Annotated in this window: 4 protein-coding genes; all 4 read left to right on the top strand. The window is 63.9% G+C overall.

The features are described 5' to 3' along the window. The first annotated feature begins 273 nt into the window (after positions 1 to 273). The 4 genes from FJ490_RS21965 (at position 274) to FJ490_RS21980 (ending at position 18,830) form a co-directional block, all read left to right on the top strand. Positions 274 to 16,080, top strand: a complete 15,807-nt coding sequence (locus FJ490_RS21965; protein WP_140767666.1) for a DUF5801 repeats-in-toxin domain-containing protein — start codon at positions 274 to 276, stop codon at positions 16,078 to 16,080. Positions 16,081 to 16,106: 26 nt separating this feature from the next. Beyond that, positions 16,107 to 16,475 carry a hypothetical protein gene (locus FJ490_RS21970; protein ID WP_140498145.1) on the top strand — a complete coding sequence of 123 codons (369 nt, stop codon included), beginning with the start codon at positions 16,107 to 16,109 and terminating at the stop codon, positions 16,473 to 16,475. 449 nt (positions 16,476 to 16,924) lie between these two features. Next, positions 16,925 to 18,124 (top strand): ABC transporter substrate-binding protein, encoded by a 1,200-nt coding sequence (locus FJ490_RS21975; RefSeq protein WP_140729083.1) that lies wholly within the window; start codon positions 16,925 to 16,927, stop codon positions 18,122 to 18,124. A gap of 19 nt (positions 18,125 to 18,143) precedes the next feature. Next, the gene (locus tag FJ490_RS21980; protein WP_140515168.1) at positions 18,144 to 18,830 is read left to right on the top strand and encodes a thermonuclease family protein; all 687 of its coding nucleotides are present in this window, start codon (positions 18,144 to 18,146) and stop codon (positions 18,828 to 18,830) included. The last annotated feature ends 74 nt before the right edge of the window (positions 18,831 to 18,904 follow it).

Genomic DNA, 18,904 nt, shown 5'->3' on the forward strand with positions numbered 1-18,904 from the left:
ACAATGAAGGTAGATAATGGCGACGAAACTTGTTTCCCCTATTTTTCGTAAAATTTTATTTGAATTTATACTTCTATTTACCATGCAACCGGGGGCGAGGCCTCATCCGCACCGGCACATATCGACTTATATAACAGAATATATGCTCCCAGTTTACCACGCGTAAAAAATGCCATTGTAGGCATATAATGGTATATAAAGTAGATTGACGGACGGTTGCAAAGTAATGGTTGCCGCTGTCTCTTTCGGGGAAATGCCGGAGGGGTACAAGCAATGACCATCAATAACGAATTGGACGCCGTTTCGGGTTCGTGGGACGAGCATTCCATGGCCAGTGAACGTCACGACCAGACCTCGCCGGCAGAGTTCCAGGTCGCACAGGCGGCTTCGACGCAACAGGCCGCGCCGGCAGCGGCCGAACCAGTGCCGGTCGATGTGGGCAGTGGCGCGCCGGCGGAAGCACCCGCGGAGGCGAAGGCCCAGGCGGCAGCCGCGCCCCACGAATACGTCGCCGACGCCGGCAACGTCGTGAAGCTTCCGGCGAACGTCTCGATCGACAACATCAAGGTTGACGGCCACAATCTCGTGCTCGAACAGGCCGACGGCTCGGTCATCGTGATCAAGGACGGCGCGCTCAACGTGCCGACCTTCGTCCTTGGCGATGTCGAGGTGCCGCGCGTCGCCTTGATCGCCGCGCTCGAGGCGAGCCATGTGGATGTCGCCTTCGGCGCCGATGGTTCGATGTCGGCTGGCCCTGGAGGTTCGACCTCGAGCGCCGGTGGAAATTTTGAAATTCCTCCTGGCGGCATCGGCGATGGATTTGATCTTTCGGCGCTCTTGCCGCCGACCGATCTGCAGTTCGGGCAGGCCGAGAGGCGGGAACTGTTCCTTCCCAATGCGAACCCGGAATTTGGCGATCTCACCGTCCGCGTGTCGGAAGAAGGGCTTTCCGGCGCAAACCCGGACGGCGATCCCGGCTCACCCTTCGACGAATCGAATCTTTCGGTGATCAACGGCAGCTTCGGCGCTACGGATCCCAATGGCGATCCGCTGACCTACGGCCTCGGAGTGCCTGCCACGACGCTTACCTCGCACGGCACCGACGTCGTGTGGGAACTGGTCGATTCGACGCATCTCGTCGGCAGGGTCGGATCGGACGTCGTGATCAGCGTCACCATCACGGATGCGAGCACGGGAACCTTCCAGATCGCCCTGCTCGGTCCCCTCGACCACCCGCTGGCCGGTTTCGAGGATGACCTCTCCATCGTCGTCCCGGTTACCGTGCAGGATCCGTTCGGCGGCTCGGCAACGGCCAACATGACCGTGATCGTCGAGGACGACAGCCCTGCCCTGACGGTGGGCAACACGGCAGCCAGTTCCGCGGTGCTCGATGAAACCAATGCCGGTTCGCCGGCCGGCTTTCCGATCGATGTGACGAGCGCCAACCCGATTATTTCCGTTGCATCCAATTTCGGTGCCGACGGCGCCGCCGCCGGCGGCGGCATCGCCTATGCGCTGGGCCTGACCGGCAATGTCGCATCGCTCGATTCGGGCCTGAAGACGGCCATTGGCGATTTTGCGATCACGCTGCTGCAGACCAATGCGACGACGGTCACCGGCACTTATCAGAACGGCGGCACCCACACCGCCTTTACCATCGTCATCAACGGCAATGGCACGCTTACGGTCACCCAATACGCTCCGCTGGAGCACACTGTCGATGGATCGAGCGCTGCTGCCCATGACGACGTGCTGACCCTCTCGGGCAAGATCACAGCCTCGGTGACCGTCACCGACTTCGATGGCGACAGCGCATTCGGCGGTGCCCAGATCGGCGGCGCGATCCAGTTCCACGACGATGGACCTTTGGTAACAGTCGTCGCCGACGCCGGCGCCGTGGTCTCACTCGACGAAACGCAGGCCTTGAGCATGGCGGCTGCGATCAACACAGGAACCATCGTCAAGGGCGATGATCCCGATATCGGCGGTACCGGGGCGATCACCTCCGGCACCAGCAACGGCGCCCTGGTCAATGTGACGGCGCTGTTCGGCGGCGACGGCCCGGCGGCAAGCACCGCCACCGTCTATCAGCTGAGCGTCACGAACGCCGTTTCCGGCCTGACCGTCACCGACGGCTCAACGATCACCTTGCAGACGCTTGCGAACGGAGTGGTTGTCGGAGTCGTGCAGGGCGGCGCGTTCAAGGGCGAGGCCGCGTTCGCGCTGTCGATCGATCCGGCCACCGGCAAGGTGACCGTCGAGCAATATCTGTCGCTCCACCATTCCGACACCGGTAATCCCGACGACACGGTTGCACTCACCGCCGGCTCGCTGGCCGTGAAGGTCACGATCACGGATAGCGATGGCGACTCCGCCAGCGCCAGCGCCGACGTCTCGGGCCAGATCAGTTTCGACGACGACGGGCCGAAGGTGACGGCTGTCGCCGCCACCGGCGTTACGGTAGCGCTTGACGAGACGGCGACCACGAGCACCCCGGCTGGGATCGACACTGGTACGGTCACCAAGGGCGAGGATCCCGATGTCGGCGGCACCGGCGCGATCGCGCACGGCACCAGCGACAGTGCCTTCGTCAACATCACGGCGCTGTTCGGCGCCGACGGTCCGGCCGTTTCGGGCAGCACCGTCTATGCGCTAAGCGTCACCAATGCGGTCTCCGGCCTTGCCGTCACCGACGGCTCGCTGATCACCTTGCAGACGCTGGCCAACGGCGTCGTGGTCGGCGTCGTGCAGGGCGGAACGTTCGATGGCGATGCGGCGTTCGCGCTGTCGATCGATCCGGCCACCGGCAAGGTGACCGTCGAGCAATATCTGTCGCTTCATCATTCGGACGCCTCCAATCCGGACGACACGGTGGTGCTGGGCCTGCATTCGGTCGCAGTGAGCGTGACCGTCACGGATGGCGACGGCGACACCGCCAGCGCCAGCGCCGATGTCTCGGGCCAGATCAGCTTCGACGACGATGGTCCGAGCCTGACCATCTCGCAGCCGAACGGTGCCTTGAACGGCCTGTTCCTGGACGGCTTCGTCCCCAATGGCGACGCCTGGGGTGCGGGCAGCGGCACCACGACCGGTCCCGCCGGCGCCTGGACCGTCACGGCCTCGCCTTACGAGGGCGCCAGCAGCATCGAATTGCAGAAGGTCGGTGACGGCTATCGCGGTGCAGACAGCCCGACCAACAGCGTTATGGTCGACCTCGAGGCCAGCCCCGGCAACATCCAGATCTCGCAGACGCTGCATGGCCTCAGCGCCGGCGAATACCGCATCTCCTTCGAGATCGGCGCCGCCAACGACACCAGCCTCCTACACAGCGCCAAGCTCGAAGTGCTGTGGAACGGCGTCTCGGTCGGAACCTACGATCCCACGTCGGGCGTCATGCAGACCATCGCCATCGACGTCACGGCGACGGCCGGCGACAACTCACTGACGTTCCGTGAAATCGGCGAACAGGGCGACAACACCGGCACCTTCCTTGCCAACATCAAGGTCGGCGACATCATCGTTATCGACGAGACCGCAGGTGTCGATGCCGATTCCGACGACACCACCGATCCTGCCGTGGCGGCCCTGTTTGCCGGCGTCAATGCCGGGACCGATCCCGACATGCCGCTGCACCAATATGCGCAAGGCAGCGGCGTCGTGAACGCCACGGCGCTGTTCGGCGCCGACGGACCGGCAGCGAAAGCTTCGCTCGTCTATGCGCTCACCCTTGCCAGCAATACGGGCGTGGATTCCGGCCTGAAGACCACCGATGGCCACGCAATCTCGCTGTTCAACGACGGCAACGGCCACATCATCGGCGTCTATGACGCCAACAACAACGGCGTTACCGCCACCGACAAGGTCGCCTTCGCGCTGCATGTCGATGCCGCCACCGGCCAGGTCGCGGTTGCGCAATACGTCTCGCTCCACCATCCCGACACCAGCAGCAACGACGAGGGCATCGCGCTCGGCGCCGGCTCGGTCTCGGTCACCGTCACGGCGACCGACGGCGACGGCGACCACGTCACACAAAGCGCCGACATCTCCCAGACCATCGTCTTCGAGGATGATGGGCCGAAGGTCCTGAGCGGCCATGCCGCGCCGGTGACGATCGACGAGGACGACATTGCCAGCCTGCTGTCGCAGGGAACCTCGCCCTATGACGGGTCCGGCGACGGTTCGGGCACGGAATTCCCATTCGGTGCGGCGATCGCATCCGGCTCGCTGAACGGGCTTGTCGACTTCGGCGCCGACGGCCCGGCCGCCGGCGGCGGTTTCGGCTTCACCGGCACGGCGGCCGCAGACCTGACGGCCATCGGGCTGTCGTCGAAGGGCGTAGAGCTGAGCTGGGCGGTCCAGGGCAACACGTTGGTCGGCTTTGTCGACAGCAACCACAACGGCGCTTACAACGGGCTTAGCGACCGCACCGTAATGACGGTGACGCTGAATGCCTCGAGCGGCGCCTTCGTGGTGCGCCAGTTCGACCAGCTCGACCATGTCGCACCGGCGGCCGGAACATCGGACCAGAACACCGGGCTGCAGACGCATCTGGGCGGCAGCAGCGTGGCTGGCATCGACCTCGGCTCGGTGTTCCAGGCCAAGGACGGCGACGGCGATACGGTGACGCTGACCGGCAAGGCGACGGTCACCGTGGTCGACGACGTGCCGCAGGTGTTCATCGCCGCGACAGGCGTGTCGGTCGTGCATGACGAGACGGCGGGCAACCAGAACGACGACACCAGCAGCGCCTCGGTCGCGCACCAGTTCGATTCGCTTGGACTGGGCCCGGCAAGCCTGGGCTATGCGCATGGCAACCTGCCGGTGGTGCTGTTCGGCTCGCTGCCCGGCACGGACGAGCCGCGCGCGGCCGTGCTCAGCCTTGCGGTTGCAGAGCCAGGCACCGATTCGGGCCTGAAGACGACCGACGGGCACGAGATCTCGCTGTTCAAGGAAGGCAATCTGATCGTCGGCCGCGTCGACAACAACAATGGCACACCCAACGACAAGGGCGCTGTCGCCTTCGCGGTCTCGGTCGACCAGACCGGCCATATCTCGACGGCACAGTATCTGTCGCTGCAGCATCCGCTGGCCGGCAACGGTTCGGGCGGCTCTTATGACGAGCCGGTCAACCTGTCCGGCAAGATCAATGCGGTGGTCACGGTCACCGACTTCGACGGCGACACAGTCAGCCAGTCGCTCGCCATCGGCGCCAAGATCGTCTTCGACGACGACGGGCCGAAGGTCCTGAGCGGCCATGCCGCGCCGGTGACGATCGACGAGGACGACATTGCCAGCCTGCTGTCGCAGGGAACCTCGCCCTATGACGGGTCCGGCGACGGTTCGGGCACGGAATTCCCATTCGGTGCGGCGATCGCATCCGGCTCGCTGAACGGGCTTGTCGACTTCGGCGCCGACGGCCCGGCCGCCGGCGGCGGTTTCGGCTTCACCGGTACGGCGGCCGCAGACCTGACGGCCATCGGGCTGTCGTCGAAGGGCGTAGAGCTGAGCTGGGCGGTCCAGGGCAACACGCTGGTCGGCTTTGTCGACAGCAACCATAACGGCGCTTACAACGGGCTTAGCGACCGCACCGTGATGACGGTGACGCTGAATGCCTCGAGCGGCGCCTTCGTGGTGCGCCAGTTCGACCAGCTCGACCATGTCGCACCGGCGGCCGGAACATCGGACCAGAACACCGCGCTGCAGACGCATCTGGGCAGCGGCAGCGTGGCCGGCATCGACCTCGGCTCGGTGTTCCAGGCCAAGGACGGCGACGGCGATACGGTGACGCTGACCGGCAAGGCGACGGTCACCGTGGTCGACGACGTGCCGCAGGTGTTCATCGCCGCGACAGGCGTGTCGGTCGTGCATGACGAGACGGCGGGCAACCAGAACGACGACACCAGCAGCGCCTCGGTCGCACACCAGTTCGATTCGCTTGGACTGGGCCCGGCAAGCCTGGGCTATGCGCATGGCAACCTGCCGGTGGTGCTGTTCGGCTCGCTGCCCGGCACGGACGAGCCGCGCGCGGCCGTGCTCAGCCTTGCGGTTGCAGAGCCAGGCACCGATTCGGGCCTGAAGACGACCGACGGGCACGAGATCTCGCTGTTCAAGGAAGGCAATCTGATCGTCGGCCGCGTCGACAACGCGAACGGTACGGCCAATCCCGGCGGCGCCATTGCCTTCGCGGTCTCGGTCGCCCAGACCGGCCATATCTCGACGGCACAATATCTGTCGCTGCAGCATCCGCTGGCCGGCAACGGTTCGGGCGGCTCTTATGACGAGCCGGTCAACCTGTCCGGCAAGATCAATGCGGTGGTCACCGTCACCGACTTCGACGGCGACACAGTCAGCCAGTCGCTCGCCATCGGCGCCAAGATCGTCTTCGACGACGACGGGCCGAAGGTGACGGCTGTCGCCGCCACCGGCGTTACGGTAGCGCTTGACGAGACGGCGACCACGAGCACCCCGGCTGGGATCGACACTGGTACGGTCACCAAGGGCGAGGATCCCGATGTCGGCGGCACCGGCGCGATCGCGCACGGCACCAGCGACAGTGCCTTCGTCAACATCACGGCGCTGTTCGGCGCCGACGGTCCGGCCGTTTCGGGCAGCACCGTCTATGCGCTAAGCGTCACCAATGCGGTCTCCGGCCTTGCTGTCACCGACGGCTCGCTGATCACCTTGCAGACGCTGGCCAACGGCGTCGTGGTCGGCGTCGTGCAGGGCGGAACGTTCAATGGCGATGCGGCGTTCGCGCTGTCGATCGATCCGGCCACCGGCAAGGTGACCGTCGAGCAATATCTGTCGCTTCATCATTCGAACGCCTCCAATCCGGACGACACGGTGGTGCTGGGCCTGCATTCGGTCGCGGTGAGCGTGACCGTCACCGATGGCGACGGCGACACCGCCAGCGCCAGCGCCGATGTCTCGGGCCAGATCAGCTTCGACGACGATGGTCCGAGCCTGACCATCTCGCAGCCGAACGGTGCCTTGAACGGCCTGTTCCTGGACGGCTTCGTCCCCAATGGCGACGCCTGGGGTGCGGGCAGCGGCACGAACACCACGGGCACGGCCGGAGCCTGGACCATCGAGGCCTCGGAAACCCACGGCGCCACCAGCGTCGAACTGGAGAAGGTCGGTGACGGCTATCGCGGCGCCGACAGTCCGACCAACAGTGTTATGGTCGACCTTGAGGCCAGCCCCGGCAACATCCAGATCTCGCAGACCATGCTGCTCAGCGCCGGCGAATACCGCATCTCCTTCGAGATCGGCGCCGCCAACGACACCAGCCTCCTACACAGCGCCAAGCTCGAAGTGCTGTGGAACGGCGTCTCGGTCGGAATCTATGATCCCACGTCGGGCGTCATGCAGACCATCGCCATCGACGTCACGGCGACGGCCGGCGACAACTCACTGACGTTCCGTGAAATCGGCGAAGCAGGCGACAACACCGGCACCTTCCTTGCCAACATCAAGGTCGGCGACATCATCGTTATCGACGAGACCGCAGGTGTCGATGCCGATTCCGACGACACCACCGATCCTGCCGTGGCGGCCCTGTTTGCCGGCGTCAATGCCGGGACCGATCCCGACATGCCGCTGCACCAATATGCGCAAGGCAGCGGCGGCGTCGTGAACGCCACGGCGCTGTTCGGCGCCGACGGACCGGCAGTGAAAGCTTCGCTCGTCTATTCGCTCACCCTTGCCAGCAATACGGGCGTGGATTCCGGCCTGAAGACCACCGATGGCCACGCAATCTCGCTGTTCAACGACGGCCACGGCCACATCATCGGCGTCTATGATGCCAACAACAACGGCATCACCGCCACCGACAAGGTCGCCATCGCCCTGCATGTCGATGCCGCCACCGGCCAGGTCGCGGTGGCGCAATACGTCTCGCTCCACCATCCCGACACCCACAGCAACGACGAGGGCATCGCGCTCGGCGCCGGCTCGGTCTCGGTCACCGTCACGGCGACCGATGGCGACGGCGACCACGTCACACAAAGCGCCGACATCTCTCAGACCGTCGTCTTCGAGGATGACGGGCCGAAGGCCGTCGGAACCGCCTCGATCACGGCGAATGTCGACGAAGACGGGCTTGCCGGACACAACCCAGATGCCGGCAGGCCGGGTGAGACGGGAGCGATCGGCCTTTCCGCGACCGTCACGGGCGCTGCCGGCGCGCTGACCGCGCTCGTCGACTTCGGCGCCGACGGCCCGGGCGCCCAGGCGTTTCATCTTGCCTCGACGGCCGTGCCGGCGGATTCCGGCCTTACGTCGCAGGGCGCGCATGTGCTCATCGTATCCGATGGGAGCACCTTGCATGGTTATGCCGAGGCAGGAAACGGCGCCGGCTTCTCGGCCGGCGATCGCGAGGTCTTCCGGCTGACCGTGAAAGCCGACGGCTCCTATGTCTTCACGCTCAAGGATCAGATCGATCATCCGGCGCTGGACGGCCAGGCCAGAGACAATGGTGAAAACCAGCTGACGAGCCCGATCGATCTTTCCTCGTATATCGTCGCGACCGACGGTGACGGCGACTCCATCTCCCTTGGCACCGGGACCTTCCTGATCCAGGTCCTCGACGACATTCCGGTGCAGACCAGCGCCACCGTCTCCGGCAATGTCGGCGAGGACGCACTTTTGCTGGCGAACTCGAATGGTCATTCCGTCGGCAATCCCGACGGAGATGGCCTCGGCACGGTCGCGACCGGTTCGCTGAGCTCGCTGGTCTCCGCCGGGGCGGACGAACCCGGTTCCTTCTCGCTGATCCAGAACCCCGCTGGCTTGCCGGCGGCGACATCGAAGGGCGAGGCGATCGTCTACCACGTCGACGGCACGGTGCTGACCGGCTATGTCGAGAGCGGAACACCCGGCCTCGATGCGGGCGACCGCAAAGTCTTCACCCTCGATGTCCAGCCGAACGGCACCTACACCTTCACCTTGCTGGACCAGATCGACCACCTGCCGAACTCCCCTGCCAACGATGACAACCAGAAGCTGGTGCTCGACTTCACACATGCGCTCCAGTTCACCGACGCCGACGGCGACACGATCGCGATCACCGGCGAGACGACGACCACGACAGCCACAACAGGCATGAGCCTGCATCCCGGCCATTACGACACCTACACCGTAGGCGGGGTTACGTTCGATGGACTGACGTTCAAAGAGAATCCCGGTTCCGCGCACGATTTCAACAACGGCGCCGGCGGCGATTCCTTCAACGTTTCGGGTCAGGGCGTCGGCATCGGCGACAATCATATCCATGACAATGAGGGCTTCATCTTCTCGCGGCCCGGCACCGACGCGGTGAGCTTCACCATCAACGGCAACGGTTCGGGCACAATTTCCTGGGAAGCCTACAATGGCGCCGGCGTGCCGGTTTCCGGCAGCTCCGGTTTCCAGATAGGAACGATGACTGTGCCGGCCAACGGCTCAGTCGTCACGATCGACCCGGCGGGCACGTTCGACCATCTGGTGATCCGCTTCGATCTCGACAGCGGCGACAAGATCCGCGCCGAAAATTTCCTCTATACGTCGACCACCACCACCAGCGGCGGCGTCTTCACCATTGGCATCGAGGACGACATTCCGGTAGCGCTGAACGGCAGCGCCAATCTTCCGACCGTCTACGAAGACACGCTGACCGGCCTGTCGAGCGGAAATTCGGAAGGCGGCAGCCAGCCAACCTCGGTTACGTTTGGGGCATCGGCCTTCGTCCCACTGCTTTCGATCGGCGCTGATGACGACGCGACTTTCTCCTTCAACGTCGAAAAGAATGGAACTCAGGCGGGCGTGTCGTCGGGGGGATCGGCGGTTCATTTCGTTGTGGGTGTCGATGCCGTCGATGGCGTCGCGGCGGACGGTCGCACCGTATTCACGATTGCGGACAACAACAACGGCACCTTTACGCTGACGCTGCTCGATCACCTCGACCATAGCCTCAATTCCGGCGACAGCGGGACGATGGCGATCGACATCGGCTCGCTCTTCAAGGCGACCGACTTCGACGGCGACAGCGTCAACCTGGCCGGCACGTTGAACATTGTGGTCGAAAATGACAGGCCAGTGATCGTTGCGGCGGAGACCACCGTGGCGGAAAGCACCGCAGCGGGTTCCACAAACGCATTCAACGCGGCCTCCGCGACCGGCTCGCTGGGAATCTCGTGGGGAGCCGACGACGCCAATCCCAACAGCGGCATTCACGACCGCTCGGTTGCCTTCAATCCGGCGTTGGCCGGCGTCCAGGCTGGCCTGACGTCCAATGGCGATGCCATCACCTACACTCTGTCCAGCAACGACACCGTGCTGACGGCGACCGCCACGCACAACTCGGTCATCCGCACCATCTTCACCGTGTCGATCAACGATCAGACGAACGGCAACTATTCGTTCAACCTGCAAGACAATATCGACCATCCGGCTGGAGCCGACCACAATGGCAAGGCCCTGTCCTTCGGCTTCAACGCGACGGATTCGGATGGCGACAGCACGTCGTCCGCCTTCATCGTGCATGTCACCGACGACATTCCGGTCGTCACCAGCCCTGCGGGTACGGGCAATGTGTCGGAGAGCCTGCTGCCCCTGGTACAGCCGACATCCGGCGATCTCAACATCGACTGGAATGCGGACGACAAGGGATCGAGCCATCTCGAATTCGCGCGCGGTCCCGGCAACACTCTCATGGCGCCCGAAGAGCTGACCTCGGGCGGCGTTTCGCTGGACTACACAGTCCGTCTTGCCGCCAACGGCGTCGATGAGGAACTCGTCGCCTTCAAGCAAGGCGACACCGTATCCAATCCCGTCTTCATGGTGACCCTGAACGGCGTGGGCACCCCGACCTTTGTCTTCACCCTCTGGCAGCCGCTTGACCACGACCACACCGGCGGCAGCGACGCCTCGCTGCCGCTCGGCTTCACCATCAAGGCCGTCGACGGCGACGGCGACTCCGTCACCCAGAGCTTTACGGTCAATGTCGCGGACGACGTGCCGACGGCGTCGATGAACGCACAGGTTCAGCTTGATGACGATGCGCTGGCCGGCAATGCCGGCGGCACCGGCGATGTCACTCCCGACACAGCCCACACATCCGGTACGCTTGGTCACACCTATGGCGCCGACGGCGCCGGTACGATGCTGCTCACCGGTGCAACGCTGCCGGCTGCGGGCGGGTTCTCGGTGACCTCGAACTCGGGAACCGACCTGATCATCAGCCAGGTGCAGAACAGCGTCGTTGTCGATGTACTGAAGGTGCATCTTGCCGACACTACGTCCGGCGCCTACACGGTCACGCAGCTTCATGCGATCGATCACCCTGCCGGCGGCGACGAAAACGACGTGGCATTCACGGTCGGCTACACGACCACCGACCATGATGGCGACACGGTACCCGGTTCGCTGACGATCAACGTCGATGACGATACTCCGATGGCTTCGAACTACACGGGAGCGGCCTTCGCCGAGGGCAGCGGCGCGCACGACATTGGCGATGCGGTGATGCTGCTGGGCATCGGCGCGGGCGCCGACGGGTTGCAGGGAACGCTGCAAGGCCTGGCCTTCACCAACCAGGGCACGACCGGCGGAACGCTGTCGATCGACGGCGCCGGCCATCTGATCTACACCGCGCCGGCCAACGTCACCAGCGCCAGCACGGTGACCGAGACCTTCAGCTACATGGTCAGCGACAAGGACGGCGACACGGTCACCAGGCAGGTGACGTTCGGGGTCTCCGACGGTGCGGGCCCGGTGGCGGGCGCTCCGATCACGCTGGCGCTCGACGACCAGAACCTCGCCGACGGCTCGACGCCGGGTGCGACGAGCGACCATAACTCGATCACCTTCACGCCGGGTTCCGACGCGATCGCCTCGATCGCCTTCGGCACGGACCTAGGCGGGCTGAGCAATACGAACCTGACCTGGGAGCGGATGTCCGACACCCAGATCGTCGGCAAGGACACGGGCAGCGGCGTGACGGTGGTGACACTCGACCTGTCGGTTGCCGGCAATGTGGCGGCGGTGACGGCGACGCTGAACGACAATTACGACACGCATCCCGACATCACTCTCGACGATCTGGTCGACCTCGGCCATGTCGGCGTGGTCGCCACCGACACCGACGGCACCCAGGCAACGGGCACGGTCAACGTGACGGTGTCGGACGACGTGCCGACGGCATCGGCGGAGGCCTCGCAGGCAGTTGCGGAAGGCGCGACGGTGACGGGCACGCTGGACTTCGTCACCGGCGCCGACGGCGCGATGGTGACGCACATCAACGGCACGGCGCTGACGTTCGGCCTCAACGGCTGGACTGATGCGATCGACATCGGCGCGGGCACCATCAAGGTGAAGGCCGACGGTTCCTATTCGTTCACGGCCGATGCCTCGGTCAACAATGGCGGCGGCGCCGTGCCGGTCAACGCGACCTACACGGTCACGGACGGCGACGGCGACACCTCGACGGCGGGGCTTGCCTTCACCATCACCGACGGCGCAGGCCCGGCCGCAGGTGATCCGATCACGCTGGCGCTCGACGACCAGAACCTCGCCGACGGCTCGACGCCGGGTGCGACGAGCGACCATAACTCGATCACCTTCACGCCGGGTTCCGACGCGATCGCCTCGATCGCCTTCGGCACCGACCTAGGCGGGCTGAGCAATACGAACCTGACCTGGGAGCGGATGTCAGACACCCAGATCGTCGGCAAGGACACGGGCAGCGGCGTGACGGTGGTGACGCTCGACCTGTCGGTTGCCGGCAATGTGGCGGCGGTGACGGCGACGCTGAACGACAACTACGACGCACACCCCGTCATCAATCTCGACGATCTGGTCGCTCTGGGCCATGTCGGTGTGGTCGCCACCGACACCGACGGCACCCAGGCCACCGGTACCGTCACCGTCACCGTCTCCGACGACGTGCCGACGGCGCACGCCGATACCGACAGCACGCTTGCGGGCACTGCGACCGGCAATGTGCTTACCGGCGTGGGTACCACCAACTCAGGAGCGGACGCGCTTGGAGCCGACGGCGCCTCGATCACGGGCGTCGTGGCCGGAAACGTCGGCACACCGATCGTCAACGGCACAGGTGTCGGAACCAGCGTTTCGACCGCGCTTGGCACGCTGGTTCTGGGCGCCAATGGCAGCTACACTTATACGGCCAACGCCAATTCGTCCGGCACGGACGTGTTCTCGTATACGCTCAAGGACGGCGATGGCGACACATCGGTCACAACCCTGACGATTTCCGTCATCAACAGCTCGCCTTCATTGACGGCCGCGACATCAGCGACAAACGATGCGGCCGGCGATGACAATATCGTCAATTCCAATGTGGATGCTTTCGTCGCGCAGAACCAGACCGGCTCGATGAGTTTCAACTTCGGCGGCGACGGAGAGAACGCAACCACGCCATTCGCTTATATTTACGATGGCGGCCTGGGTTCGGCTGTCGCTTCGGAAACGATCATCGCCGGTCAGAAGGTCTTGACGCTGACGAGCGCGGCCTGGGTGCTTACCCTCAATGAGGTGACCGGCGCCTATTTGTTCACGCAGACCGCAGCCTACCAGCATGACGCGGGAGCTACCACCGACAGCGGCATCGTCACGGTCACCCTCACTGACGCAGATGGGACCACCGCGGCCAAGACCTTGACCATGACGATCGGCGACGATGTTCCGACGCTTGGGACCATCGACCACGGCACGGTGTCGAACGAAGCCAACATCTCAATCACCGGACAGTTGCCGATCGACGGCGGCGCCGATCACCCCCTCACGGCGAGCCTCGCGGGCAATGCCGATCCGGTTGGTCTGACAGTGGGTGGAAACGCCGTTCACTACTATGTCGATCCCACCCACCCCGAGACCCTGGTGGCCTATACGGGCTCCGACCACTCGCAGAACAACGTCTTTACCCTGACGGTCGATCCGACCAGTGGAACCTATAAATTCACCGAGCTGACACCGCTCGACACGTTCCACGCAAATACGCTGATCGGCGGCTCCTCATTCGGGTCCGGACCGCATGACTATCAGCAACTGACCGCCAGCGGCGGAGCACAACTGTCGATCGTCAGTGGTTGGGATACCAGTGGTTCGTTTGACCTCAATGCCTGGATGGCCGCCGGTGGGACCACGGCCACAACCGGCATCGTGTTCGACCAGGTCAACGGTTCCACTGGGGGTTGGGGTGTCCAGAACGCCAACTTCAACAATGGGGAGTTGCTCAGATTCGATTTCGGCAGTGTGACCGATTACGATGGAGCTGGGACGTTCGCTCCGCCAGCGGCCGCGTCGACAAATGTGACGGCCGCGACATTCAGTTTTGACGCCGCCGACGCCAACTCGATGGCCTATGTGATCCACTACACGGATGGATCCATCGCATCCGCCAAGTTCCAGCCTTCGGCGGCCGGAATTACCATACCTTCCAGCACGAACACGAAGTTCATCGACTACATCGAATTCTACGATATCAGCGCCAACAACAACAAGGTTCAGCTTGTCAGCGTCACGACTGTCGATAACAGCGGAACCAAGGACCTCACTTTCAACGTGACGGTCACCGATCACGACAATGACAGCGCTACTGCTACGATCGGCGTCACGGTCGATGGCGATCACACGTTCAACGCTGCTGCCAGCGTCAACAACGTCCTTGCCGGCGGATCGACCGCGGATACGTTGATCGGAGGCACGGGCAACGACTTGCTCATCGGTGGTGGCGGCAACGACACGCTGACCGGCGGCGCAGGTGCCGACCAATTCCGGATGGCGACCAACACCGGAACAGACACCATCACGGATTTTGCTGCGGGGACGGACAAGATAGGCCTGCTGGACGCCGGCATGAACGGCAGCGGCAGCGTCAATTTCGTCAACACGACGGGAACGTCCGCCGCCGCTGTTCTCAATGCCGCCGACTTCGCCTTCCGGGGTTCGATCGCCGCGATCACCGCCGCGGACTCCGCACACATCATCCAGATCACGGCGATGCAGACCCCAACGCAGATCGCCGCGGCGACGGTCGCGGTGGCAGCCAATGCCTATGTGCTCGTCTTCAATTCCACGACTCTCCACGGCGAATTGTGGTTCGATGCCGATTGGAGCACCGTCGGTGGTCGTACCCAGATCGCAACATTCAACAATATCACTTCACTGGGACAGCTAACCGCCATCACCAACACGGACTTTGTCGTCCACAACAGCACAGCCGACCCCATCATCCTCGACCTAAACCATGATGGCTTCGCCTTCTCGGACGTCAGCCACGGCGTCCAGTTCGACATCAACGCGGACGGGCACAAGGATCAGGTCGCCTGGAACACCTCGAATGACGGCATGCTGGCGGTCGATCTCAACCATGACGGCAAGATCGACGACGGCACGGAACTGTTCACGCCGAGCTTCGGCGGCGGCAAGTTCGCCAGCGGGGCGGCGGCACTCGCCTCGCTCGATGGCAATCATGACGGCGTCATCGATCACAATGACGCCGCCTTCGACAGCCTGCTGATCTGGAAGGACGCCAATACCAACGGCGCCAGCGATGCCGGGGAATTGTCGCACCTCGCGGATAACGGTATCGTCTCCATCAGCACGGCGGCCAGCCCGGCCGTGGGCGAAATCGACGGGCAGACCGTGACAGGCAACGGCACGTTCCAGATGGCGGACGGCACCACCGGCAACTATGTCGAGGTCGAACTCGACACCTCGCTCGGTGCCCCCGCACAGCCGACCGTCGCCTCCGACGGCACGAAGACCTTCGCCATCGGCTCTCTCGAGGTGACCGACCTGATCGCCGACTTCCATGACGGGGCCAAGGGTGACCAGATCGATCTTACGGCATTGCTGAAGGGCCTGGCCGGCGTCACCGATCTCGAAGCCGGCGGCTTCGTGGAGATCGCGCAGTCCTCCGCCAATGCGGCGAACGCCGAGGTCAAGGTCGACACCAATGGCGGCGGCGACAACTATCACACGGTGGCGGTGCTGGAGAACTATACGTTCCACAGTGCAGCCGAAGCAGTCAAAATACTCTATGACGACAGCCATGGTACCAAGCAGGACGTGGCCTAAGGGGCGAAAGGAACGGGGTGAGCAACATGAACAGAATCTTGCGGGTGGCTTTCGGGGCCGGTCTGCTGTCGATCTTGTCGACGGGCCTCAATGCCGCCGACATCATCGAAGGACCCACGGGCGATTATTGCGGTGTCGTCGGCACCTCCAACCTGGTGCTGAACGACAACATCGTCGATCTCAGGGATCAGGTGGTGAAGCTGATGGACGAGTCGGTCGCCGTCGCAAACAGCTCGGAGTGGATCAATTCGTCCCGGCCGGTTTTCGTCTGGGCCTCGGAAGCCAAGGTCGCCTGCGGCATGGCTTACGGCTATCTGAAGACGAACTACAAGGACGAGGACACGCTCAACAAATGCGAGTGTTTCCACGATCGCATGGTCGAGTACATGCACTGACCGGATAGGCAACCTGCGCCTGTTGGCCACCATGGCAGCGGACGGATCAACTCCTGAAGGCGATCGCCGCAACGATCGCCCTGGCCGGCATTGGCCAAGTCGTCACGCTGGCTTGCGCCGACCGGCTGGAGCAGCCTCCCATGGCACAACCTCCGTCGTCCGGCTCGGCGCAGCCGATCCCATTGTGACGCAACCGCAGTGTGGTCTGCGACAGACATTCAAGGCGTTCGCGAGCTATCAGCCGACCGTGCCGTTGCCGATGGCGACGTTCGGCGTTTCCGCGTTTTCGTCGGACCGCGATACCTTCTCAGGGCAAGCGCGACGGGGGCGCTGAGGGCCCGGCTCTTCGGCGGCTGAAGAAAAACAGGACGGCACGACCAGTTCGCCGTAACATGCGTCGGAGACCAGACCGGGAATAATAAGCCGGCGGTGAACAGGGTGGGACAATCATGGAAGCTGGCCGACGGGTCCGTGGGCTGAAGATTTGGGCAACCGCCTTCGCGCTCGCCGCGGTATTGTCGGGCTGCCAGTCGAAGGGGGGCGTTACCGAAGCGCTCGATCCGGCGGCGATTGCCGCGCCTGCCGGGCAGGACGGCGCCGCGGCCGCCGGCCCGGTCGAGGCAACCCAGTCGCTGGGTACCGGTTCGACGAAAATTACCATGCTGCTGCCGTTATCCGCCCCGGGAACGGCGGGGGAAAATGGCCGCAAGATGCTCGATGGCGCCAAGCTCGCGATGACCGATATCGGCAATGGGTTGCTTACGCTGACCGTGGAGGACACCAAGGGCGACAACGCACAGGCCGGCAAATTGGCGCTGCAGGCCCTGACGACCGGCACGAAAGTCGTCATCGGCCCGACCGAACTGCCGGCAGCGCAGCATATCGCCACATTGTCGGGATCGAAGCGGCCGCCCGTATTGGCGCTTGCCAACAATTTCGCGGGCGGCGCCGGTGTTTATGCCGTGCGCCTCAGCGAAGCGGACAGTGCGGCGGCGGGTGCCGCGGGCATCGCCGCGAAAGGCGGAAAAAAATTCGTATTGTTTGTCGCGGGTGGCTCGAACGCCAGCACGGTCGAGAAGCGGGTCGCCAACAGTCTCAGCATCTATGGCGCGACGCTCGCCGTCACTGTTCCATATTCGGCCGGCGACAGCGCCGCCAAGGCGGTCGACGAAATGGCCTCGCTCGTGGACACTCCCGACGCGGTCATCATTGCCAGCGGGGAGGCCAGCCCCTCGCCTATACTTGCCGCCCTCAAATCAAAGGGCATTGCGAGCAAAGCGACCTCCGTCGTCGGAACCAGCCGTTGGCTGGAGCATCCCATGGACCCATCTTTCGAGGGAGCCTATATCGCAACGCTCGATCCGGGCGAAACCGGGCCGATCGCCGACCGCTTCAGGACGACATACAATTATCCGGCCGACGTCAACGTAGCCTACGCTTATGATATGGTTGCGCTGACTGCCGGAATTGCCAGCGCGGTCGGACCTGACGGTTTCAGCAAACAGGTGCTCGAAAATCCGAGCGGATTTCGCGGATCGACCGGCCTGTTCCGCTTTCGCGCCGATGGATCCAGCCAAAGATCGATGCCATTCTATCGGATAGAAAAGGGTGCGCTCAAACTGGTTGCCAAATCGACCTCAGGGTTCTGACCGTCCGGTAACGAACGCTGTGCTGGCCCGCCTGGTCATTACGGTCGGAGGCCTCGAGCTGCTGTTCGGGATTGCCCTGATCATGCATGCCGGAGCCTTGCTTGCGACCGACAGGCCTGCCCTTGGGACTCGTGTCGAGAATGCCGGGCAACCAGCCCGGTCGCAGACGACTGTTCTCGACGGAAGATGGCGAGAAGCGCGCAGGGTTGCCGAGGGCATTGTCGCGCTGCCGTCGATTGACCTGCCCGAGATCGAGCGGATCGAAGCCCGGCCGCCGCTCGGCGACCTCGGCCTCGCCGTGCCCCCTAAAACGCCCATGCCAGATGACTGGCGCGAAACCCTGCTCTTCCGGCCAATGGCAACGTCATCGGCGACTTTCGAATCCATGGGACGCAAAGTGGCCGTCAGTGGCGTGGCCAGCATAGAACCGGAAGCCACCTGCTCGTTTCACGATGTCCGCTGGTCCTGCGGCCAGCGCGCACGCGCCGCCCTCAATTCCTGGCTGCGTGGACGCGCGCTGAAGTGCTTCATGCCGCCGGAGATCGAACGTTTTGCCATTGCCGCGCCGTGTAGCCTTGGCAAGCAGGATGTCGGCGCCTGGCTTGTGTCCAACGGCTGGGCGATCGCGCTGCCCACCGGCATCTATGGCAAGGCGCAAGCAGTCGCCGAGGACGCGGAGGTGGGAGTTTTCGGCCCGCCGCGATAGGCGAAATCGATTCACGATTCGCACATCGATCAAATTGTATGGTTTGCCGCAACTGAAATTGCGCATGCCGGCGC

The organism is Mesorhizobium sp. B2-5-11, from assembly GCF_006440835.1.
GTDB lineage: Bacteria > Pseudomonadota > Alphaproteobacteria > Rhizobiales > Rhizobiaceae > Mesorhizobium.

Bases quoted from the DNA above. Each gene is read 5' to 3' on its own strand.
- FJ490_RS21965 (WP_140767666.1), top strand. From the start codon at position 274: ATGACCATCAATAACGAATTGGACGCCGTTTCGGGTTCGTGGGACGAG.
- FJ490_RS21970 (WP_140498145.1), top strand. From the start codon at position 16,107: ATGAACAGAATCTTGCGGGTGGCTTTCGGGGCCGGTCTGCTGTCGATC.
- FJ490_RS21975 (WP_140729083.1), top strand. From the start codon at position 16,925: ATGGAAGCTGGCCGACGGGTCCGTGGGCTGAAGATTTGGGCAACCGCC.